This window comes from Actinoplanes octamycinicus (genome assembly GCF_014205225.1).
GTDB lineage: Bacteria > Actinomycetota > Actinomycetes > Mycobacteriales > Micromonosporaceae > Actinoplanes > Actinoplanes octamycinicus.
On sequence record NZ_JACHNB010000001.1, the window covers coordinates 8,356,585 to 8,375,535 of the forward strand.

20 protein-coding genes are annotated in these 18,951 nt (G+C 72.2%); 12 read left to right on the top strand and 8 right to left on the bottom strand.

Features of this window, described 5'->3' with window-relative positions:
• Positions 1-13 precede the first annotated feature (13 nt).
• The 4 genes from BJY16_RS37900 to BJY16_RS37915 are packed head-to-tail and all read left to right on the top strand — an operon-like array spanning position 14 to position 2,632.
• Positions 14-814: an NmrA family NAD(P)-binding protein gene (locus BJY16_RS37900; RefSeq protein WP_185044354.1), complete on the top strand. Its 801-nt coding sequence runs from the start codon at positions 14-16 to the stop codon at positions 812-814.
• Complete coding sequence (locus BJY16_RS37905) at positions 811-1,323, top strand: anthrone oxygenase family protein (protein ID WP_239176964.1); 513 nt, start codon at positions 811-813, stop codon at positions 1,321-1,323. Before BJY16_RS37900 ends, BJY16_RS37905 begins: the two co-directional genes overlap by 4 nt.
• Positions 1,324-1,328: 5 nt before the next feature.
• Positions 1,329-2,306, top strand: coding sequence for an AraC family transcriptional regulator (locus tag BJY16_RS37910; protein ID WP_185044355.1), 978 nt, complete (start codon positions 1,329-1,331; stop codon positions 2,304-2,306).
• Between the two features lie 29 nt (positions 2,307-2,335).
• The gene (locus BJY16_RS37915) at positions 2,336-2,632 is read left to right on the top strand and encodes a chorismate mutase (protein WP_185044356.1); all 297 of its coding nucleotides are present in this window, start codon (positions 2,336-2,338) and stop codon (positions 2,630-2,632) included.
• Here BJY16_RS37915 and BJY16_RS37920 read toward each other — a convergent pair.
• Entirely contained in the window at positions 2,586-2,921 is a 336-nt protein-coding gene (locus BJY16_RS37920; protein ID WP_185044357.1) for a MazG-like family protein, read from the bottom strand. The two genes, BJY16_RS37915 and BJY16_RS37920, sit on opposite strands and share 47 nt — an antisense overlap.
• Before the next feature lie 121 nt (positions 2,922-3,042).
• Between BJY16_RS37920 and BJY16_RS37925 the strand changes: the two genes are divergently transcribed.
• The 3 genes from BJY16_RS37925 to BJY16_RS37935 all read left to right on the top strand — a co-directional run bounded on the left by BJY16_RS37925 (position 3,043) and on the right by BJY16_RS37935 (position 6,837).
• Complete coding sequence (locus BJY16_RS37925; protein WP_185044358.1) at positions 3,043-4,350, top strand: radical SAM protein; 1,308 nt, start codon at positions 3,043-3,045, stop codon at positions 4,348-4,350.
• A 151-nt stretch (positions 4,351-4,501) separates the two neighbouring features.
• Entirely contained in the window at positions 4,502-6,001 is a 1,500-nt protein-coding gene (locus tag BJY16_RS37930; RefSeq protein ID WP_185044359.1) for a glycoside hydrolase 5 family protein, read from the top strand.
• A 203-nt stretch (positions 6,002-6,204) separates the two neighbouring features.
• A complete protein-coding gene (locus BJY16_RS37935) occupies positions 6,205-6,837 on the top strand; it encodes a class I SAM-dependent DNA methyltransferase (RefSeq protein WP_185044360.1) in 633 nt (210 codons plus the stop codon).
• A gap of 4 nt (positions 6,838-6,841) precedes the next feature.
• Here the strand turns inward: BJY16_RS37935 and BJY16_RS37940 are convergent, their stop codons facing one another.
• Positions 6,842-8,149: a PQQ-dependent sugar dehydrogenase gene (locus tag BJY16_RS37940; RefSeq protein ID WP_203758893.1), complete on the bottom strand. Its 1,308-nt coding sequence runs from the start codon at positions 8,147-8,149 to the stop codon at positions 6,842-6,844.
• A 178-nt stretch (positions 8,150-8,327) separates the two neighbouring features.
• Between BJY16_RS37940 and BJY16_RS37945 the strand changes: the two genes are divergently transcribed.
• Entirely contained in the window at positions 8,328-8,984 is a 657-nt protein-coding gene (locus BJY16_RS37945; protein WP_185044361.1) for an AbfB domain-containing protein, read from the top strand.
• A gap of 19 nt (positions 8,985-9,003) precedes the next feature.
• Here BJY16_RS37945 and BJY16_RS37950 read toward each other — a convergent pair whose 3' ends face one another.
• The 3 genes from BJY16_RS37950 to BJY16_RS37960 all read right to left on the bottom strand — a co-directional run bounded on the left by BJY16_RS37950 (position 9,004) and on the right by BJY16_RS37960 (position 11,687).
• The gene (locus tag BJY16_RS37950) at positions 9,004-9,414 is read right to left on the bottom strand and encodes a nitroreductase/quinone reductase family protein (protein ID WP_239176963.1); all 411 of its coding nucleotides are present in this window, start codon (positions 9,412-9,414) and stop codon (positions 9,004-9,006) included.
• A 154-nt stretch (positions 9,415-9,568) separates the two neighbouring features.
• Positions 9,569-10,993, bottom strand: coding sequence for a WGR domain-containing protein (locus BJY16_RS37955; protein ID WP_185044362.1), 1,425 nt, complete (start codon positions 10,991-10,993; stop codon positions 9,569-9,571).
• Between the two features lie 82 nt (positions 10,994-11,075).
• A complete protein-coding gene (locus BJY16_RS37960) occupies positions 11,076-11,687 on the bottom strand; it encodes a hypothetical protein (RefSeq protein WP_185044363.1) in 612 nt (203 codons plus the stop codon).
• Between the two features lie 117 nt (positions 11,688-11,804).
• On the opposite strand from BJY16_RS37960, the gene BJY16_RS37965 reads away from it, so the two are divergent.
• Positions 11,805-13,376 carry a sulfatase family protein gene (locus tag BJY16_RS37965; protein ID WP_185044364.1) on the top strand — a complete coding sequence of 524 codons (1,572 nt, stop codon included), beginning with the start codon at positions 11,805-11,807 and terminating at the stop codon, positions 13,374-13,376.
• A gap of 126 nt (positions 13,377-13,502) precedes the next feature.
• The gene (locus BJY16_RS37970; RefSeq protein WP_185044365.1) at positions 13,503-14,483 is read left to right on the top strand and encodes a phosphotransferase; all 981 of its coding nucleotides are present in this window, start codon (positions 13,503-13,505) and stop codon (positions 14,481-14,483) included.
• A 38-nt stretch (positions 14,484-14,521) separates the two neighbouring features.
• Here the strand turns inward: BJY16_RS37970 and BJY16_RS37975 are convergent, their stop codons facing one another.
• Both BJY16_RS37975 and BJY16_RS37980 read right to left on the bottom strand, forming a co-directional pair.
• Complete coding sequence (locus BJY16_RS37975; protein ID WP_185044366.1) at positions 14,522-14,896, bottom strand: hypothetical protein; 375 nt, start codon at positions 14,894-14,896, stop codon at positions 14,522-14,524.
• Positions 14,853-16,244: a serine hydrolase domain-containing protein gene (locus tag BJY16_RS37980; RefSeq protein WP_185044367.1), complete on the bottom strand. Its 1,392-nt coding sequence runs from the start codon at positions 16,242-16,244 to the stop codon at positions 14,853-14,855. Before BJY16_RS37980 ends, BJY16_RS37975 begins: the two co-directional genes overlap by 44 nt.
• A 66-nt stretch (positions 16,245-16,310) precedes the next feature.
• Between BJY16_RS37980 and BJY16_RS37985 the strand changes: the two genes are divergently transcribed.
• Positions 16,311-16,925 carry a TetR/AcrR family transcriptional regulator gene (locus tag BJY16_RS37985; RefSeq protein ID WP_185044368.1) on the top strand — a complete coding sequence of 205 codons (615 nt, stop codon included), beginning with the start codon at positions 16,311-16,313 and terminating at the stop codon, positions 16,923-16,925.
• Here the strand turns inward: BJY16_RS37985 and BJY16_RS37990 are convergent.
• Positions 16,915-17,790 (bottom strand): nucleoside hydrolase, encoded by an 876-nt coding sequence (locus tag BJY16_RS37990; RefSeq protein WP_185044369.1) that lies wholly within the window; start codon positions 17,788-17,790, stop codon positions 16,915-16,917. The genes BJY16_RS37985 and BJY16_RS37990 overlap by 11 nt on opposite strands.
• Positions 17,791-17,937: 147 nt before the next feature.
• On the opposite strand from BJY16_RS37990, the gene BJY16_RS37995 reads away from it, so the two are divergent.
• Positions 17,938-18,897 (top strand): pectate lyase family protein, encoded by a 960-nt coding sequence (locus BJY16_RS37995; RefSeq protein ID WP_185044370.1) that lies wholly within the window; start codon positions 17,938-17,940, stop codon positions 18,895-18,897.
• The last annotated feature ends 54 nt before the right edge of the window (positions 18,898-18,951 follow it).

The window sequence follows — 18,951 nt, forward strand, 5'->3', positions numbered from 1 at the left end:
GTGAACTCAGGGCATGACAATTCTGGTTCTGGGCGGGACAGGCAAGACCGGGCGGCGAGTGGCGCGACTCCTCGCGGGGCGGGACGTACCGGTACGGATCGGGTCGCGAGCGGCACAGCCGCGGTTCGACTGGGAAGACCCGGGGACCTGGACGGGGGCGCTCGACGGGATCGACGCGGTCTACCTGTCCTATCAGCCGGACCTGGCGTTCCCCGGCGCCACCGAGACGGTGCGCGGCTTCGTGGAGCAGGCGGTGAAGCAGGGCGTGACCCGGATCGTGCTGCTCGCCGGGCGCGGGGAGCCCGCCGCCGAGGACGCCGAGGACGTGGTCAAGGAGTCCGGGGTGCAGTGGACCGTGCTGCGGTCCAGCTTCTTCGCGCAGAACTTCAGCGAGGACTTCTTCCAGCCGGCCGTGCTGGCCGGCGAGATCGCGCTGCCGGTCGGCGAGGCCGCCGAGCCGTTCGTGGACGCCGACGACATCGCCGAGGTGGCGGCCGCGGCGCTAACCGACGAGCGGCACCACGGGCGTACCTATGACCTGACCGGACCGCGCCTGCTCACCTTCGCCGAGGTGGCCGCGGAGCTGTCCGCGGCCACCGGCCGGGAGATCCGGTTCCTGCCGGTGAGCAAGGCCGACTATGTCGCGGCGCTGCGCGCCGAGGGGCTTCCGGAGGAGTTGGCCGAGCTGTTCGCGCTGGTCACCGACGGCCGCAACGCCCATCTGGGGTACGGCGTGCAGCAGGCCCTGGGCCGTCCGGCACGCGACTTCGCCGGCTACGCCCGCAACGCCGCCGCGACCGGGGTCTGGTCGTGACCGTGACCGCCACCCGGTCCCGGGCCGGTGTCCTCACCGGCGTGCTGACCGCCGCGCTGGTCTGCACCGGGCTGATGGCCGGGATCTTCTTCGCCTTCACCGTCTCGGTCATGCCCGGGCTGCACGAGACCGACGACCGCACCTTCGTGACCGCCATGCGAGGGATCAACGCGGCCATCGAGAACGGCCTGTTCGGTCTGGTCTTCGTCGGGGCGCTGGGCTTCACCGGGCTGGCCGCGGTGCTGCTCGCGCGATCCGGCCGGCGGGCCGCGGCCTGGTGGGCGGGCGCCGCGGCGGTGCTCTACCTGCTGGTGCTGATCCTGACGATGGGCGTCGAGGTGCCGCTCAACGATCAGCTCGCCCGGGCCGGCGACGACTTCGCCCGCGCCCGCCACGACTTCGAGGGCGTCTGGGTGCCGGTCAACGACCTGCGCACCGTGCTGACCGCGCTGGCGCTGGCCTGTCTCGGCCCGGCGCTGGCCAAGCGGACGGCCGGCGTGTCACGGTGATCCCCGTGGACACGCTGACCGGCCTGCTCGACGGGACCCGGGCGCGCGGCGCCTTCCTGCTGCGCACCGTGGTGGAGCCGCCGTTCGCCCTGCGGATCCAGGATCAGGCGTCGCTGACCCTGGTCACCGTGGTGCAGGGGACGGCGCAGATCATCCGGGACGCGCCGGTCGCGCTGCAGCCCGGGGACGTGGCGGTGATCCGGGGCCCGGAGCCGTACACGGTCGCCGACGACCCGGCGACGCCCTGGCAGACGATCATCCAGCCCGGCCAGGTGTGCACCACGGTGGACGGTGTGCCCCGCGAGCACCTCGGGGTGCGCAGCTGGGGTGACCGGGTGGCCGGCGGGACCGAGCTGCTCACCGGCACCTACCAGCTGCGCAGCGAGGTGAGCCGGCGGATGCTCGAGGCGCTCCCGGCGATGCTGGTGCAGCCGGCCGCCGCCACCGACCGGACGCTGGTCGGGCTGCTGCTCACCGAGATGGCCGGCACCGCCCCGGGCCAGGAGCTGGTCCTCGACCGGCTGCTCGACCTGCTGCTGGTGTCGGTGCTGCGGGCCTGGCTGGCCAGCCCGTCGGCCGGGACCCGGCAGCAGGCGCAGCACGACCCGATCGTCGGCCCGGCGCTGCGGCTGCTGCACACCGCGCCGGAGGAGCCGTGGACGGTGGCCGCGCTGGCGGCGAAGGCCGGGGTGTCCCGGTCGGCGCTGGCCCGCCGGTTCACCGACCTGGTCGGCGAGCCGCCGATGGCCTACCTGACCGGCTGGCGGCTGGCCCTGGCCGCGGACCTGCTGCGCGAGCCGGACGCGACGATCGGCGCGGTCGCCCGCCGGGTCGGTTACGGCAGCGCTTTCGCGCTGAGCGCCGCCTTCAAGCGGGAGCGCGGGCAGAGCCCGCAGGACTACCGGCGCGAGACCGCCGAGGGCCAGGGCAAACACTTCACGACGTACGACCCGGGCGTGGTCGTGCTGGACAGCGCGTCCTGAGGCTGGCGGCGGGTTCGTAGGGTGACCGGATGAGTGCTGGGGAGTCTCCGCTGGCCGGGGTGCGGCGGGAGATCGACGCGATCGACGGTGAGATGGTGCGGCTGCTGGCGGCGCGGGAGGCGCTGGTGCGGCGGGCCGGCGCGTTGAAGGCCGACGAGCAGGCGGTGCGGGCGCCGGCGCGGGTCGACGAGGTGATCGGGAAGGTGCGGGCGCTGGCCGGGGAGGCCGGGGCCTCCCCGGAGGTGGTGGAGCGGGTCTACCGGGCGATGATCGGCGCGTTCATCGATCTGGAGCTGGCGCAGCATCGAGATAACCGGCGGCCTTGACCACGCAGTCGGTGACCGCCTGCCGGGGGTCGCCGCCCAGGCTGGCGATCGCGACCAGGCTGGTGAAGACCACGTCGGCCAGCTCGGCGACCACGTCGTCGACGGTGTGCGTGACGCCCTTGCGCGGGTTCTGGCCCTGGGCGCCGATCCAGGCCTGGGCGACCTCGCCGGCCTCCTCGGTGAGCTTGAGCAGGCGCAGGGTCAGCTCGGCCGGGCCGGCGCCGTTCCGCGCATCCAGGTGGGCGCGCCAGCGGTGGGCCTCGGACCAGATGAAGTCGTCGTCGGGCATGCCGAGATCATGCCGGTGGCCGCGGCCCGCGGGGCTGCCGGCCGCTCGTTTCGTCACACCCGATGGGCATCGTGTTCCCGGCGGGCATAGCCTGGCGGGGTACCGATCAGCAGGAGGAAAGATGCAGCGCAGGACCGACCTCATCGAGGACTTGATGAGCCGCTTCCCGCACGTTCCGCGGGAAGCGGTGATCAAGGAGGATCTGCTGCGTGGCGGCCTGGCGTTCGACGACGCGGCGCTGACCGACAACGAGAACGGGGACGTCAAGCCGAAGTCCTACTTCATCTTCTCGTTCGACCACCGGACGCTGCCGGAGCTGGGCGAGGCGGCGCTGCGCCGGCCGCCGGAGGAGATCGTGCTCACCGGCGGGCCCTATGACCTGCGCCGCACCGTGGTGTCGGTGCGCACCAACCCCGAGTCGCCGTACCGGGTGAAGCCGGACGCCGACGGCCGGCTGATGCTCTTCCTGGACGACCGGCCGATCGCCGAGGTCGGGCTGCCGCCGATGCCGGACTACTACCGGCACACGCTGGCCAACGGCAAGCAGGTCATGGAGGTGGCGCCGACCATCCAGTGGGGCTATCTCGTCTACCTGACCGTCTTCCGGGTCTGTCAGTACTTCGGCGCCAAGGAGGAGTGCCAGTACTGCGACATCAACCACAACTGGCGGCAGCACAAGGCGGCCGGGCGGCCCTACACCGGGGTGAAGCCGATCGAGGAGGTCCTCGAGGCCCTGGCGATCATCGACAAGCACGACACCCTGAAGACCTCGACGGCGTACACGCTGACCGGTGGCAGCGTCACGTCGCAGGTCGGCGGCAAGACCGAGGCCGACTTCTACGGGCAGTACGCGCAGGCGATCGAGGAGCGCTTCCCCGGCCGGTGGATCGGCAAGGTGGTCGCCCAGGCGCTGCCGCGGGCCGACGTGCAGCGCTTCAAGGACTACGGGATCCAGATCTACCACCCGAACTACGAGGTGTGGGACAAGCGGCTGTTCGAGCTCTACTGCCCCGGTAAGGAGCGGTATGTCGGCCGCGAGGAGTGGCACCGCCGCATCCTGGAGTCGGCCGAGGTGTTCGGCCCGCGCAACGTCATCCCGAACTTCGTGGCCGGCATCGAGATGGCCGAGCCGTTCGGCTTCACCAGCGTGAACGAGGCGATCGACTCGACCACCGAGGGCCTGGAGTACTTCATGTCCCGGGGCATCACGCCGCGGTTCACCACCTGGTGCCCGGAGCCGACCACCCCGCTCGGCAAGACCAACCCGAACGGCGCGCCGCTGGAGTACCACATCCGGCTGCTCGAGGCGTACCGCGCGACCATGGAGGCCAACGGCCTGACCAGCCCGCCCGGCTACGGCCCGGCCGGCGCGGGACGCGCGGTCTTCTCGGTCAGCTCGTTCATGGACAGCCTCCCCGCGGAGGACTGAGTCCGTTCTCGTCAGCGTGGGCCGCCGGATCTCCGGCGGCCCACGCTCCCGTTCTGCAACCTCTTTGCCCTCAGCCAAGCCCTGCAACCCGGGTGAAACCCGCCGATCGAAGCGGGCACCCCCGAAAAGCAACTTGGCGAGAGGTCATCTGATGAGCATCCGGAACCGCGCGACCGCCCTGGCGTCCACGATTCTCGCTTCCTCTCTCCTGTTCGGCTCGGTGCTGGCGGCCTCCCCGGCGCAGGCCGCCGAGGGCACCGACACCACCGCGGTCGCGGCCGTCGCGCCGACCCTGGCCGGCCGGCTGGCCGCGGTGAAGGTCGCCAAGACGATCAACTACTACCCGTCGAACGCCGGCTGGTCGGCGATGTGGACCGGCTTCGACCCGGTCGCGATCGACGCGGACCTGGCCAAGGCCGCCGAGCTGGGCGCCACCAACGTGCGGGTGATCGTCTTCCCGGACGCCTTCGGCTACCCGGCCCCGAAGGTCGAGTACACCGAGAAGCTGCGCAAGTTCGTCAGCATCGCCGACGCCTACGGGATGACCGTGAAGTTCACCCTCTTCGACTGGTGGGAGGGTTACAGCGACGCGGCCCGCAGCATCGCCTGGGCCAAGGCGATCCTCGACCCCTACAAGGACGACCCGCGGGTGATCGCGGTCGAGCTGAAGAACGAGTTCCAGCCGGCCAACGCGGACGCGGTCGCCTGGGTCCGCCAGCTCATCCCGGCGGTTCGGGCCGCCGCCCCGGCCATGCCGCTGACCCTCTCGGTCGACGGCGGCACCGGCGCCGCCGGCATGGCGAGCATCAAGGCGTCGCTGGTCAACACGCCGCTCGACTACTACGACTTCCACTTCTACGGCAACTCGGAGCGCTCGCTCGCCGAGATCCGCAAGGCGCAGGCCGCGGTCTCCCCGTCGCCGATCGTGATCGGCGAGACCGGCGTCAGCAGCAGCGCCACCAGCGAGGGCGAGCAGGCGCTCTACCTGGCCCGGGTGTTCCGCGCGGCGACCGAGGCCGGCGTCGGCTCGGTGGCCCCGTGGACGCTCAACGACTTCTCGGCCGGCGCGATCCCGTCGAACTCGACCGTCTCGACGATCCCGGCGCAGTACACCTTCGGGCTGTTCCACGCGGACGGCTCGGCCAAGCTCGCCGCCTCCGTGGTCCGCACCGCGTGGACGACCGGCACCATGCCGAACAGCTTCCTCAACCTGAGCTTCGAGGCGGCCGACGTCGACTCGCCGTGGAAGCGGAACCTGCCGGACGCCGGCACCGGCGTCGTCACCGGCGACATGCCGCGCGTCGGGGCCCGCTCGCTGAAGTTCACCGGCACCACCCGGACCAGCGCCGGCCTGCCCTCGATGCGGGTCGCGCCGATCACGCCGGTGCAGCCCGGCTACAAGTGGCGGGCCGAGGCGTTCGCCCGTGGCTTCAACGCGACCGGCATCACCGAGATCTCGCTGAGCTGGTTCGACGCCAACGGCAAGTGGATCAGCGAGAGCACCTCGAACCGCCTGCCGGTCGGCAACACCACCTGGACCAAGCTGGTCGTCGACACCGTCGCGCCGGCCGGTGCCGCCGCGGTCCAGCTGCACCTGAAGAACGCCGACAACACCGGCACCGTCTACTTCGACGACGTCGCCATCTCCTGACCCGCTCCTCGTCCTCGCTCTCGTCACCAAGACCCGGATCCAGAACTTCAAGATCAAGAGAATGATGACTCGGATCCGCGCTGATCACCGATCGTCGCTCCCGCCAGGGACCCTTCCGGGCCGGGCTGGCCGCTACGCGTCCAGAACGCCCGGCCCTCCAGGGCGACGTCCGCGGGTGGTCGCGGCGCTCTAGTGTTCGGTCCGTGGATGCCAAGACCCAGGAACTGCGAGACGCGCACGACGTGCTGGCCGACTTCTACGTGAAACACCTCGACGGGCAGTTGGCGGGCGATCCGATCGAACGTTCGATGCTCGACCTGTTCAGCGAGATGGTCCTGACCGTCGGGAACGACGTTGCCGACATCGGCTGCGGGACCGGCCGGCTTCTCCCCTACCTGCGGGATCGTGGCCTCAACCCACGAGGGGTGGACCTCTCCCCCGGCATGATCGAGACCGCCCGCCGTGACCACCCCGAATTCCGCTACGAGGTCGCCGACCTCCGGGCGCTGCCCTTCCCGGACGCCTCGCTCGACGGTGCCGTCTGCTGGTACTCGCTGATCTTCCTGGCCCCGGAGTCCCGGGAGGCCGCCTTCAACCAACTGGCCCGGGTGGTCAAACCCGGCGGCTTTCTGATCACGGCGTTCAAGGACGGCGACGGCCAGCAGCGTCGCGGCGGCCGTTCCACCGGCACCGGTGTCGAGTTCGACACCTACTGGCTGTCCGCGCGGGAGATGGAGGACCGGTTCGCCGCGGCCGGCTTCACCAAGATCTTCCTCGGGAGCCGCCCGTTCGAGACCTATCCGGCCGGATACATGCTGGTCCAGCGAAACGTGTGACCGATCACCTGGCCGGCCAGGAGACGCGGTAGATGGCGCCGGCCAGGTCGTCGCTGACGTAGATGGCCTGGTCCGGCCCCTGCACCGCCATCACCGGGCGGCCCCAGCGCTTCCCGTTCTCGTCCTGGAAGCCGGTCAGCAGCGTCTGCTGCGGACCGAGGTTCCCACCCTGCCAGGCGAAGAATGACACCTCCGGCGCGCGGGGCGGCGTCCTGTTCCACGAGCCGTGCACGCCGACCAGGGCGCCCTTGCCGTAGGGCGCGGGCAGCCCGGGCGCGGTCGCGAAGCTCAGCCCGAGCGGGGCCGAGTGCGCGCCCATCCCCTGCTCGACCGGCGGCAGCACGGCACAGTCCAGCTTCGTGCCGTCCGGGTTGAGCTGCACGTCCCGGTCGAACGCCTTGTCGGTGTCCGGGTTGCAGTACGGCCAGCCCAGATCCCGGCCGGGCGTCAGTTTCGCCAGCGGCTCCAGCGGGTGATCGTTCACGTAGTCGGTCTTGACCTTGCCGTCGGCCGGGTCGGCGATGTTGTCCCGGTTGTTGACCGCGGTCCAGACCGCGCCGTCCGGGGCGACCGCCAGGCCGGTGCCGTTGCGCACGCCGCGGGCGAAGGTGGCCGGGGTGCCGCCGCCGGCCGGGGCCCGCAGGATGGTGGCCCGCTCCGGGCTGGCCTCCCGATCCTCCACCGACACGTTGCCGGTCGAGCCGACCGAGATGTAGATCGCGCCGTCCGGCCCGACCGCGACGCTCTTCAACGCGTGCGCGTAGGCGCCCCGCAGGTCGCGACTTTTCGCGTCGGGGAGGCCGTCGACGACCACCTTGCGCCGGGACACCTTGCCATCCACGTACTGAAAAGTGTTGATCTGATTGCTTTCGGCCACGTAGAGGGTGTTGCCGGCGAAGGCCAGGCCGTGCGGCTGGTTCAGCCCGCTGGCCAGGGTCTGCTGCACCGGGGCGCCGTCGGCCTGGGCCGGGGTCAGCTCCAGCACGTCACCGAACTTGGGCCGGGACACCAGCAGCCGCCGATCCGGGGTCCAGGCCAGCAGCCGCGCCCCGGGGACCCGGGCGAACAGCGAGACCGACCAGCCGGCCGGCGCCTTGATCCGGTGGCCGTCGAACCGGACGGTGGTGGGGACCAGGCCACCGGCCTCGGCCGGTGGCTCCGCCGTCGCCGGCCCCGCCGTCGCCGGCCCCGCCGTCGCCGTCCCCGTCGTGGCGGCCGGTGCCGGCGCGGCGGCCGGCTCCTCCGCGGCGGAACACGCGACCAGGGCAAACCCCAGGCCGCCGGCCATCAGCGCACGCACCGCTCTCGTCACCCTGCGACCGTACCCGGTGAGCCCGCGCCGCGGCTGTCCACTCTTCAGCGTGGCGGCCGTCCCGCGGTGGCGTGCCCTGGCGCGAACCACTCCGGGAGCGGTCGCAGCGGCGGCCATCCGGCCGGAACCGCGGATCGCGTAACGTTGACGGTCGCGCCCGCACCAGGAGGAACAGTCGATGACCATCTACGGCCGCGGCGGTGTCGACGTCCAGGACCGCCGTCGTCTGCATCCCGGCGTGCTGGCGCTGGTCGCCGTCGCGGGTGTCATCGTGGTCGCGGCCCTCGGCTACCTGATGTTCCGCTCGCCGCCGCGCGCGCCGCAGAGCCCGGCTGCGGCCTCGCTGCCCGCCGCACCGGTCGCCTCCCCGCCGGCGCCGTCCGAGTCGCCCAGCCCGGCCGCGCCCACCGGCGTCACCGCCGGCTCGTGGCTGGTCACCCCGGCCGGCGACAAGGACGACTTCCTGGTCGCCGACGGTGAGTACGCCGCGATGTCGGACGAGCCCGCGCCGCTGACCGTCGTCGCCGGCCTGGCCGACGACGCGTGCGTCTCCTTCCGCAACGAGAGCGGCGAGTACCTGCGGCACTTCGATTACCGCCTGCGCTTCGACCGGGCGGACGACGCGGACGACGCCGACCTCTTCCGCAAGGACGCCACCTTCTGTCCCGAGGACGACCAGCCGGCCGGCACCTTCCGCCTGCGCTCCAAGAACTACCCGGACTACTTCCTGCACCGCCGGGACGACGACTCGCTCCACATCGACAAGCCGGACGACGACGCCGACGACTTCGTCGAGGAGACCTCCTTCAGCCTGCGCTCCCCGGCGGACTCCTGACCGCCCGGGCCGCGGGCGGTCAGGACGGGTACTCGATCAGGCGGATCACCGGGATCTCGCGGTCGGTCTTTTTCTGATAGCTCGCGAAGCGCGGCGAGAGCGCCACGATCCGCTGCCAGGCCCGCTCCCGCTCGGCGCCGTGCAGCTGCTCGGCGCGGACCTCGAGCGTCCGGCCGCCGATCTGGATGTGCACCCGGTCCGGGTGGGCGCCGATGTTGTAATACCAGGCCGGGTTGCCGCGGGCGCCGCCGGCGGAGGCCACGATCAGGCGGCCGCCGCCCTCGGCGCGGAACCAGGCGACCGGGTTCTGCCGCTCCAGGCTGGACCTGCGGCCGATGGTGATCAGGATCAGCGAGCCCGACTCCCCGCTGTCGTCGCCGGACGAGCGGCGGATCCGGCGCATCGCCAGGCCGTTGAAGAATTTCAGCAACTAGCCTCTCGGCTGCCGCGCCCCGCGCGTGCCGTTCCGCGTGTCGAACGCCATCTGCTCTCCTCGCTGGTCGTCGAGCGGTCCTGAGCCGCCGCGCACACCGCACATCAACCTAGTTCGCGCCATCGAGAACCGCTGTCCCGCAGGACCCGGATCAGACCAGGCGGCGGATCTCGCCGTAGGCACGGTAGAAACCGCCGCGGGCGGCCTCGCGCACCCCGGTGACCACGAAACGGCCGCCCGGCTCGCGGATGCCCTTGGGGAACTGGACCTGCCAGTCGGTGTGGTAGCCGGAAGACAGCACGCGGACCCGCACCCGGCCGCCGACCTCGACGCACTCGACCAGCACCCCGTCGGTGGCGTCGTGGACGATCTCGACCGTGGTGGACGGGGCGACCTCGGGCATCCGCGGCGGCGCCTTGACGTCGACCGCCTGCGGCACGGTGCCGGCGACCGCCGAGCGGATCGCCGCCTCGCTCGCGTCGATGCAGGCCAGCGAGCCGTCCGTGGTGACGATGTAGAGCCGCTCGTCGTGGTACTGCATCGAGTAGGCCGAGCCGCAGCCGGTCGCCAGCTTCCACAAGCGGGTGCCGTTGGTGTCGAAGCAGTAGATCGACGACGCGCTGTCACCGGCGAAGACGTAGCGCCCGTCCTCGGCGGTGGCGCACGAGTACACCGCGGCGTCGCACCGGTACGTCTGCCGCCGCGACCCGTCCTTGCCCAGCTCGGCCACCTCGCGGGTGGAGGTGCCGGCGTACAGCGTGTCGCGCTCCTGCCAGCCGAACAGCACCGGCCCGGTCTTGGTGTGCCACAGCTCCCGCCCGGTCCGCCAGTCGTAGCTGGTCACGCCGGCCGAGTGCCCGTGGTGCACGGCCGTCGCGTCGCACCGCACCATCCAGGCCGAGCTGCCCCGACCGGGCCGCTGCCAGAGGAACTCGTCCTCGTGGTCGATCGCGGAGATCCCGCCGCCCGCGTCGGAGACGCCGAGCACGCCGTCGTGGATGTCCAGCCAGTAGATGTCGATCTCCGGAGCGATCCGGTAGGCCAGCCGGGGCACCTTGCCGGAGAGGTCGTAGACGTTGCCGTCGTCGCAGCCGGCATAGATCCAGCCGTCGTCGGCGACGATGCACTTCACCCCGTCGGGCAGCCGGAACTGCTGCCGCACCGTGGCGTCGTGGCCGAGCGTAGTGATCAGCCCGCGCTCGTTGCCCACCATGCAGACGTCGTCGTCGACGAAGATGCCGAAGGCCGGGCTGCCCGACGCGTAACGCCACAGGATCGGGGCGCGGGTGGTGGCGGTGGAGCGGGTGCTGGCGATCTGGCGGCGGGACACCGAGCGTTTCTGCCGGCCGCCGGGGACCGCCGGGGCGTACCCCTTGCGGACCTTCTCCCCGATCTTCTTCGACGCCTCGGCCCGCGCCTTCTCCGGCGTGGTGAACGACGACTGCTTGACCTGGCCGCGGTCGCCGATCCGGCCGTAGCGGACGGTCAGATCGGTGCCGTCGACAGTCACCTCGTAGAACTTGTGCGCGCTCCCGCTGTCTTCGGAGAGTTCGAGGTACGTCGTGTCGGCAGGCATCACAGCCACCCTTCGCCAAGTGCTCCGTCAGAGGATGCGAGGAACCTAGCGACCGGGTACGACAAAACCGCGAAAGCTCCGCTCAGGACGGGTACGTCAGGGTGCGCGACCGGTCCTCGGCGAGGCTGGCCAGCCGGATCAGCTCGGGTGCCCCGATCGCCGGATCCACACTGGACAGCCAGATCACCGAGCGCGCGGTCAGGTAGACGATCTCGCTGATCCCGTCCCGGGCGCGCTGCAGGGTGACCGGCCGTCCGTTCAGCACGGTGAGGGTGGTGAAACCGCAGCTGTCGGCGGCCTGCTGGTAGGTGGCGGCGAAGGAGCTGTCCGGCGCGTAGAGCACCACCTGCTCGCGCACCCCGCCCAGGGTGACCGAGAGCCAGGCGCGGCCACCGAGCGCGTAGAGGTCGTTCTCCCCGGTCCACGGGAAGGTGTCGCACCGGTCCGGCTGGACCGCGACCCCGTCGCACCGCTCGGCGGGCAGCACCACGAACCGGCTGACGGTGACGTTGTCGTCCGGCCCGACGTCCGCGCCGCGCAGGGTGGTGCCGGCCGGCGGCGCGGTGGCGAGCCCGCACCCGGCGGCCGGCGAGGTGCCGCCGGTGGCCGGCTGGTCGGGCCGGGCGCTCTGGTCGGCGCACCCGGCCAGCAGCAGGGCACTGATCATCGCCACTGCCGCGCGGTTGCCTGACATCCGATTTCCTCGACCCTGCTCCGGTGAACGAGCAGAGCGTACCGGCTCGCCTCGGATGCGCCCCGCCGGACGACGGCACCTTCCGTTCACCCGGGGCGGTTAGCCTCCCGACCCACCATGCCTCCACGCCCGCACCGCATCCTCGGCCGTCTCGCCGCCGTCCTGGTCCTGCTCGCCCCGGCGGGCTGCACGACGGTGGCGACCCCGGCCGCCCGTCCCAGCCCGAGCCCCAGCCGGGCCGCAGTCGGAGCCGCTCCGAGCCCGCCGGGCACCGCGTCCGCGGTGCGGAGGAAGCCGAACATCGTCTTCGTGCTCACCGACGACCTGTCGACCGATCTGGTGTCCTACATGCCGAGCGTGCTCGCCCTGCAGCGGGACGGCGTCACGTTCACCGACTACACGGTCACCGATTCGCTCTGCTGCCCGTCCCGGGCGTCCATCCTCAGCGGCAAGTACCCGCACAACACCGGCATCGTGAAGAACAACGGCACCGACGGCGGGTTCAAGCTCTTCCACCGGCGCGGCGAGGAGAACGCCACCCTGGCCACCGACCTGAAGTCGGCCGGGTACCGGACGGCGTTCTACGGCAAGTACCTCAACGAGTACTGGCCACGGGCGACGTTCAACGGCGGGAAGTCGTTCTACGTGCCGCCGGGCTGGGACGACTGGGCCGTCGGCGGGAGCGCCTACCAGGGGTTCGACTACGAGTTGAACGAGAACGGGAAGGTCCGCCGGTACGGCACCGCGCCGCGGGACTACCTCACCGACGTGCTCTCCGCGAAGGCGCAGCGCTTCATCACCGCGTCGGCCGCCGCCGGGAAGCCGTTCCTGGTCGAGGTGTCCACCTTCACGCCGCACCTGCCCTACACCCCGGCGCCGCGCGACGAGCAGTCGTTCCCCGGCCTGACCGCGCCGAGGAGCCCGGCCTGGGACACCGTGCCGGTCGACGCGCCACGGTGGCTGATCGACCACTCCCCGATGCCCGCGTGGGAGAAGCGGATGATCGACACCAGTTTCCGCAAACGGGTCCAGTCGGTCCAGGCGATCGACCGGATGCTGGCCGGCCTGCGAGCGACGCTCACCGCGGCCGGGGTGGCCGGCGACACCCTGGTGGTGTTCAGTTCGGACAACGGCTACCACATGGGCGAGCACCGGCTGAACCCCGGGAAGATGACCGCCTTCGAGACCGACATCCGGGTGCCGCTGATCGCCGCCGGCCCCGGGGTGAAGCCCGGCCACGTCGTCGAGGCGCCGGCCGAGAACGTGGACCTGCGCCCCACCTTCGCCGAGCTGGCCGGCCTGCCGGCGAACCCGCAGATCGACGGGCGCAGCCTGGTGCCGCTGCTCGCCGGGACGCTGCCGCACCAGTGGCGGACCACCGCGCTGATCGAGCACAGCGACCCGGCCACCGATCCGAAGGACCCGGACTACAACCGCTACTCGGAGAACATCCCGCCGTCCTACGACGCGCTGCGCACCACGGCGTTCACCTACGTCGAATACGTGGACGGCAGCCGCGAGTACTACGACCTGCGCTCCGATCCACACCAGACGGTCAACCTGGCGAGCGGCCTCGACCCGGAACGGCGCACCGAGCTGCACGAAGCCCTGCACGCGCTGAACACCTGCGCCGGCGCCCGCTCCTGCTGGGCCGCCGACCGGCTGCTCGGCGAGCGGCCTTCGCGCTGACCGCCACGGCGGGCGCGGTGTGCGAGGATCGGGCGAGAGCCGCCTTCCGGCTTCGGCCGGGCGGGCCGGCGGGAGGAGGACGACACGGCGTATCCGACGAAGCCGCTGCCCACCGGGGTGCTGCGGATGATCGCGGAGCACTTCCGGCTGGGGCGGGTGGTGGCGTGCCGGCCGGTGGCGACCGGGGTGATGAACCTCAACTGGCGGGTGACCACCGACCGCGGGGACTTCGCGGTCAAACGGGTCACGGATCGGCCGCCGGAGGCGTTCCGGGCGGCTCAGCGGATCCTGCCGGGGCTGGCCGAGCGGGGCTTCCCGGTTCCGGCGCCGCGGTGGACCGGGGAGGGCTCCGCCCTCCTGCAGATCAATGGCTTCCGGTACGCGGTCAGCGAGTGGCTGCCGGGGGCACACCCGTCCGGGAGCGGGCTTGACCCCGCGGCGTGCGGGCTGCTCGGGGACCTGGCCGGACGGCTGCACCTGGCGCTGGCCGAGCTCTGCCCGGCGGCCCCGGCGGTCCTGCCCGACCGGCCGGCGGACGCCGACCGGACCCGTGCTGAGCTGCGCCGGTACGCCGGGCTCGCGGCTCGGCGGGACGACCGGTTCGACCGGCTCGCCGGCGCCGAGATCGAGCGGCGGCTGGTGTTGCTGGACACCGCCGCCGGGCAGCGTCCGCCGGACGCGGACGTGACGCCGTGCGGCTGGACCCACGGCGACCTGCAACCGCTGAACCTGTTGATGGACCGGGGCCGGGTCACCGGGGTGCTCGACTGGGACCGGCTCGGCGTGCGGCCCTTCGGGCTGGAGGTGCTCCGGACCGTGACGATCATGTTCAGCGCCGGCGGGCGGACCGCGCTGGACCTGGAACGATCGGCCGCGTTCGTCCGGGCATACCGGGCGCGGGTGCCGATCACCGCCGACCAGCTCGTCGACGCCGCCGACCGGCGCTGGTGGGCCCTGGCCACCGAGACCTGGCCGCTCAAACGGCACTACGACGACGGCGACGACCGGTGCGACCAGCTGTTCACCACGCGCAGCACGTTCCTGCACTGGTGGTCACGGCACCGCGCCGGCGTACGGACAATGCTGGTCGAGGCAAGCGGCCGGTGACGTGCCGCCGGCCCGTCGCCGGACGGACCCGGTCGTGGTCACCGGGAGACCGTCGCGGTGACCGGGTCGAAGTCGTCGCGGGCCTCCGGGTAGTGCGCCTCGAAGGCGGCCGGGATCATCAGGCCGTCCGGGTCGAGGTCACGGTATTCGTCGTCGAGGCGCTGTTCGTCGAGCCGGGAGATGGCGGCGGCCGGGATGTCCCGCAGCAGGCGGGCCAGGCTGTAGAGGCCGAAGTATTCGGCGGAGGAGGCGGCGGCGAGCAGCTCGGCGGGCGAGAAGCGGCCCGCCGTGACTGCCGCGCCGCTGTGCAGCAGCACCCCGTGCACCTGCAGCAGCCTGCTCAGATGCTGGTCGCCGAGGCCGGTGCCGTCATGGGCGCAGGCTCGGTTCCACACCCGGTCGACGTCGCGCATCCCCCGATGATCGCGCGTCCCGGACGCCACGGAGGCGGATTCGCGCCAGGCCGCCGAGGTGCACCAGGGCGACCAGGCCGCCGAGGGTGATCACCGCGCTGATCGGCCAGCCCAGATCGGGGGTCCAGAGCAGGGCCTGACCGAGGTCACCGCCCAGCACCGGTGGCAGGGCAGCGGCGGCCCCGGCCAGCGCCAGCCCGGTGAGAGCCCAGCACACGGTCGTCGCCGTCCGCCGCTTCCGGCGGGAGCGGAGCAGGAGCACGCCGAGCAGGACCACGACGACGGCCAGCGCGTAGGGCGTGGCGTCGAGCAGCGCGGCGCCGCCGACCGGCTGCGGTGCGCCGCCCCGGATCAGGCGGAGCACGTCGAAGGCCGCGGCCGCCAGCGCCGGGTCGCGGAGCGGGCTGTACACATCGGCCAGCAGGACCACCCCGATCCCGGCCTCCGGGGCGAGGACCACGTGCGCGAAGAACCCCGGGGTGGCGCCGGCGTGCCAGACCGCCCGGACGCCGTCGACCCGGCTCTCCCGCCAGCCGAAGCCGTATCGCGAGCCGCCGCCGATGTCGGCCCAGCCGGTGCAGCCCGGGCAGTCGGTGAGCATGGCGCTCGCGAAGCGGGTCATCGACTCCAGGTCGGCGCCGAGGTAGCCGTACGGGAGGCCGGAGGTGTCATAGCCCGCGTCGAAGGGGCGCGGGTGGCCGAACCAGTAGCGGTGTCCCGGCGGCAGCGCCGACGCCTCCGCCGGGGTGGTGACGACCCGGCGCATGCCGAGCGGGTCCAGCACCGCCCGGTGCAGGTAGGTGCTGAACGGCTGGCCGGTGACCTGCTCGACCATCGCCCCCAGGACCATGTAGTTGGCGTCGCTGTACTCGTGGGCGGCGCCGGGCGGGTGCTCCGGTCGTACCGAGGAGAGGTCCCGGACCGAGCGGGCCAGGCCGTCGCGGGAGTTGTCGAAGCGGTCGGTGCGGCTGGCCCACTGCGCCAGACCGCTGGTGTGGGTGAGCAGCTGGCGGACGGTGATCCGGGCCGCGGCGGCCTCGTCGGCGAGCCGGAACCAGGGCAGGTGCGCGCGCACCGGGTCGTCGAGGTGGATCCGGCCGGTCTCGGCCAGGCGCAGGACCGCGGTCGCGGTGAACGGCTTGGACACCGAGCCGATCAGGAACGGCGTCTGCGTGGTGGTGCCCCACGCGCCCTGCCGGAGCACGCCGTCGCGGCTCACCACCGCCCAGGCGAGCCCGGGGATGCGGTTGGCCGCCTGATATCCGCGCAGGTAGGAGTCGATGTCGGCGGTGACCAGCGGGGCCGGGACCGGGAGCAGGAAGGCGAGCAGGAGTGCCAGGAGCCGCATACGTGATCCCCCATAACCGTATGACGATACGATTATGAGGAAACCATACGGGTATATGGTTATGCAATGCCTCGCACCGCGGACCACGACGCCCGCCGCCGCCAAGTCGCCGATGCCGTCGAGCGGCTGGTCGCCGACGAGGGGTTCGGCGCGGTCACGGTGGCCCGGACCGCGGCGCTGGCCGGGATCTCGGTCGGCCTGGTGCAGCACTACTTCCCGAGCAAGGACGAGATGCTGCGGCACGCCTTCACCCGGCTGCGCGACCGGCTCGACGAGCGGGTGCGGGCGCAGGTCAAGCGGGACGACCGGGCCGGCGCCCGGATCGAGGAGATCCTGCTGCGGGCGCTGACCGGGCTGCTGCCGCTGGACGAGCCGCGCCGCAGGGAGTACCGGGTGGAGCTCGCCTTCACCGGCCGGATCGCCGACAACCCGCAGCTCGCCGAGGTGCTGGCGCGGAGCAACGCGCAGGTGCGCGCGGCGCTGGCCCAGGCGGTGCACAACGGCAAGGAGTGCGGCGAGGTGCCGGCGGAGACCGACGCGGCGGCCGCCGCCGGACGCCTGCTCGCCCTGCTCGACGGGCTCAAGCTGCACGTTTACGGCGATCCGGCGGCGGTCGCGGCGAGTGACGCGCTGGCCGCCGAGCTGAGCCGGATCTTCCCCGGCCGGTGCGTCAGAGGGTGAGGATCCGGGCCAGCATCACCGGGCCGGCCGGAGCGGTCAGCGAGAGCACCGTGCGGACGTCTCCAGGACCTTCCTCGACGGTACGACCGTCCGCCTCGACCCCGATCGACAGCAGCGGCGCCTCGTCCGGGGTCACCTCGCCGACCGTGATCGCGGCGGCGAGCGGATCGTGCAGCGGGATCTCCCGGACGCCGAGCACCTGCTCGTACCCGCTGAAGTAGACCGGGACCATCTCGGCCAGCGCGCGGTGCAGCGGCGTCCCGGCGGCGCGTAGGGCCTCCCCGTCGGCGACGGTCCAGCGGTGCTGCATGGTGACGTCGAGCGGGACCAGGGTGACCGGCCACGGCGCGGACAGCACGGTGGCGGCCGCGGCCGGGTCGTGGATGATGTTCGCCTCGGCGTGCGGGGTGCGGTTGCCCGGCACCCGGACCGCGCCGCCCATCACGGTGACCCCGGCGACCAGCTCCGGCAGGCGCGGCTCGGCGCGCAGGGCGGCGGCCAGGTTGCCGCACGGCCCGGTGGCGATCACGTGCAGCTCACCGGGGTGCCGGCGGGCGAGGTCGAGGAGCAGCGCCTCCGCCGTACGCGGATCGGGGTCCTTCCCGACCGGCAGCGCGACCTCGCCGATGCCGTTGCCGCCGTGCACCGAGACCGCGTAGGGGTGCTCGCCGGAGCCGACCGCGACCGGGATGTCGTCGCGACCGGCCAGCGCGAGCAGCCCCAGGGTGTTCGCGGCGGCCTGCGGCGCGGTGGTGTTGCCGTTGACGGTGCCGATCCCGGCCAGCGTGACGTCCGGATGGGCGAGCAGGTAGGCGATGGCGAGCGCGTCGTCGATGCCGGTGTCGCAGTCCAGATAGATGAGCATGTACCAGTTCTACAGATGTTGCACCCCGCCGCGCGATCCGGTGCAAACCATTGACAGCTATGGATGGCGAGCCTAGGTTCGGCGGTCAGGAAAGCGCTTACCTGCTGCACGAGACATCCTCATCCATCCCCCGTTGGAGGAATCCCCATGTCTCCCTCGCGTCGCACCGTCCTCGCGGCGGCGACCGCAAGCGTCCTGGCCGCCGGCGGCACCCTGGCCGCCACCCCGCTCGCCGCGGTCGCCGCCGAGTCCAGCCCGGTCGGGTTCGCCGGCCTGAACGGCGGCACCAGCGGCGGCTCGCCGGGCACCGTGGTCACGGTGACCACGGCGGCCGCGCTCAAGTCGGCGCTCAGCTCCGGCACCTCGCAGACCGTCCGGGTGTCCGGCCTGATCGCCATCTCCGGCATGTACAGCGTCGCCTCGAACAAGACCGTCCTCGGCGTCGGCTCCGGCTCCGGCATCACCGGTGGCGGCCTCACCCTCTCCGGCGTCCGGAACGTGATCATCCGCAACCTGGTGTTCCGCAACGCCGGCGACGACTCGATCAACGTGCAGGAGGGCACCACCAACGTCTGGATCGACCACAACGACCTGTCCAACGGGTACGACGGGCTGATCGACATCAAGCGTGGCTCGGACTTCATCACGGTGTCCTGGAACCACCTGCACCACCACGACAAGTCGATGCTGCTCGGGCACAGCGACGACAACGGCTCCCAGGACCTCGGGCACCTGCGGGTCACCTACGTGCACAACTGGTTCGACGGGACCAACCAGCGGCATCCGCGGGTCCGGTTCGCCAACCCGGTGCACGTGCTGAACAACTACTACAGCAACATCGGCTCGTACGGCGTCGCGTCGACCGAGAACGCCGGCGTCTTCGTCGAACGCAACTACTTCGAGAACGTGGCGAAACCGACCGTCACCCAGACCGGCGACTCGGGCTCCGGCAACCTCAAGGTGCTGAACAACTACCGGGTCAACTCGGGCGCCGAGCAGGTGCGCAACGGGGCGAGCGTGGCGGCGATCCCGTACTCGTACACGCCCGAGGCGAACAGCTCGGTGAAGGCGACCGTCACGGCGGGCGCCGGCACCGGCAGGATCTGACGTCCCCCGACCGGCGGCGCCCATTCCCCGGGGCGCCGCCGGGCAACCTTTCCG

Bases quoted from the DNA above. Each gene is read 5' to 3' on its own strand.
- BJY16_RS37985 (WP_185044368.1), top strand. From the start codon at position 16,311: ATGCCTCGCACCGCGGACCACGACGCCCGCCGCCGCCAAGTCGCCGAT.
- BJY16_RS37970 (WP_185044365.1), top strand. From the start codon at position 13,503: ATGATCGCGGAGCACTTCCGGCTGGGGCGGGTGGTGGCGTGCCGGCCG.
- BJY16_RS37990 (WP_185044369.1), bottom strand. From the start codon at position 17,790: ATGCTCATCTATCTGGACTGCGACACCGGCATCGACGACGCGCTCGCC.
- BJY16_RS37945 (WP_185044361.1), top strand. From the start codon at position 8,328: ATGACCATCTACGGCCGCGGCGGTGTCGACGTCCAGGACCGCCGTCGT.
- BJY16_RS37960 (WP_185044363.1), bottom strand. From the start codon at position 11,687: ATGTCAGGCAACCGCGCGGCAGTGGCGATGATCAGTGCCCTGCTGCTG.
- BJY16_RS37975 (WP_185044366.1), bottom strand. From the start codon at position 14,896: ATGCGCGACGTCGACCGGGTGTGGAACCGAGCCTGCGCCCATGACGGC.
- BJY16_RS37995 (WP_185044370.1), top strand. From the start codon at position 17,938: ATGTCTCCCTCGCGTCGCACCGTCCTCGCGGCGGCGACCGCAAGCGTC.
- BJY16_RS37930 (WP_185044359.1), top strand. From the start codon at position 4,502: ATGAGCATCCGGAACCGCGCGACCGCCCTGGCGTCCACGATTCTCGCT.
- BJY16_RS37980 (WP_185044367.1), bottom strand. From the start codon at position 16,244: ATGCGGCTCCTGGCACTCCTGCTCGCCTTCCTGCTCCCGGTCCCGGCC.
- BJY16_RS37915 (WP_185044356.1), top strand. From the start codon at position 2,336: ATGAGTGCTGGGGAGTCTCCGCTGGCCGGGGTGCGGCGGGAGATCGAC.
- BJY16_RS37920 (WP_185044357.1), bottom strand. From the start codon at position 2,921: ATGCCCGACGACGACTTCATCTGGTCCGAGGCCCACCGCTGGCGCGCC.
- BJY16_RS37965 (WP_185044364.1), top strand. From the start codon at position 11,805: ATGCCTCCACGCCCGCACCGCATCCTCGGCCGTCTCGCCGCCGTCCTG.
- BJY16_RS37955 (WP_185044362.1), bottom strand. From the start codon at position 10,993: ATGCCTGCCGACACGACGTACCTCGAACTCTCCGAAGACAGCGGGAGC.
- BJY16_RS37925 (WP_185044358.1), top strand. From the start codon at position 3,043: ATGCAGCGCAGGACCGACCTCATCGAGGACTTGATGAGCCGCTTCCCG.
- BJY16_RS37900 (WP_185044354.1), top strand. From the start codon at position 14: ATGACAATTCTGGTTCTGGGCGGGACAGGCAAGACCGGGCGGCGAGTG.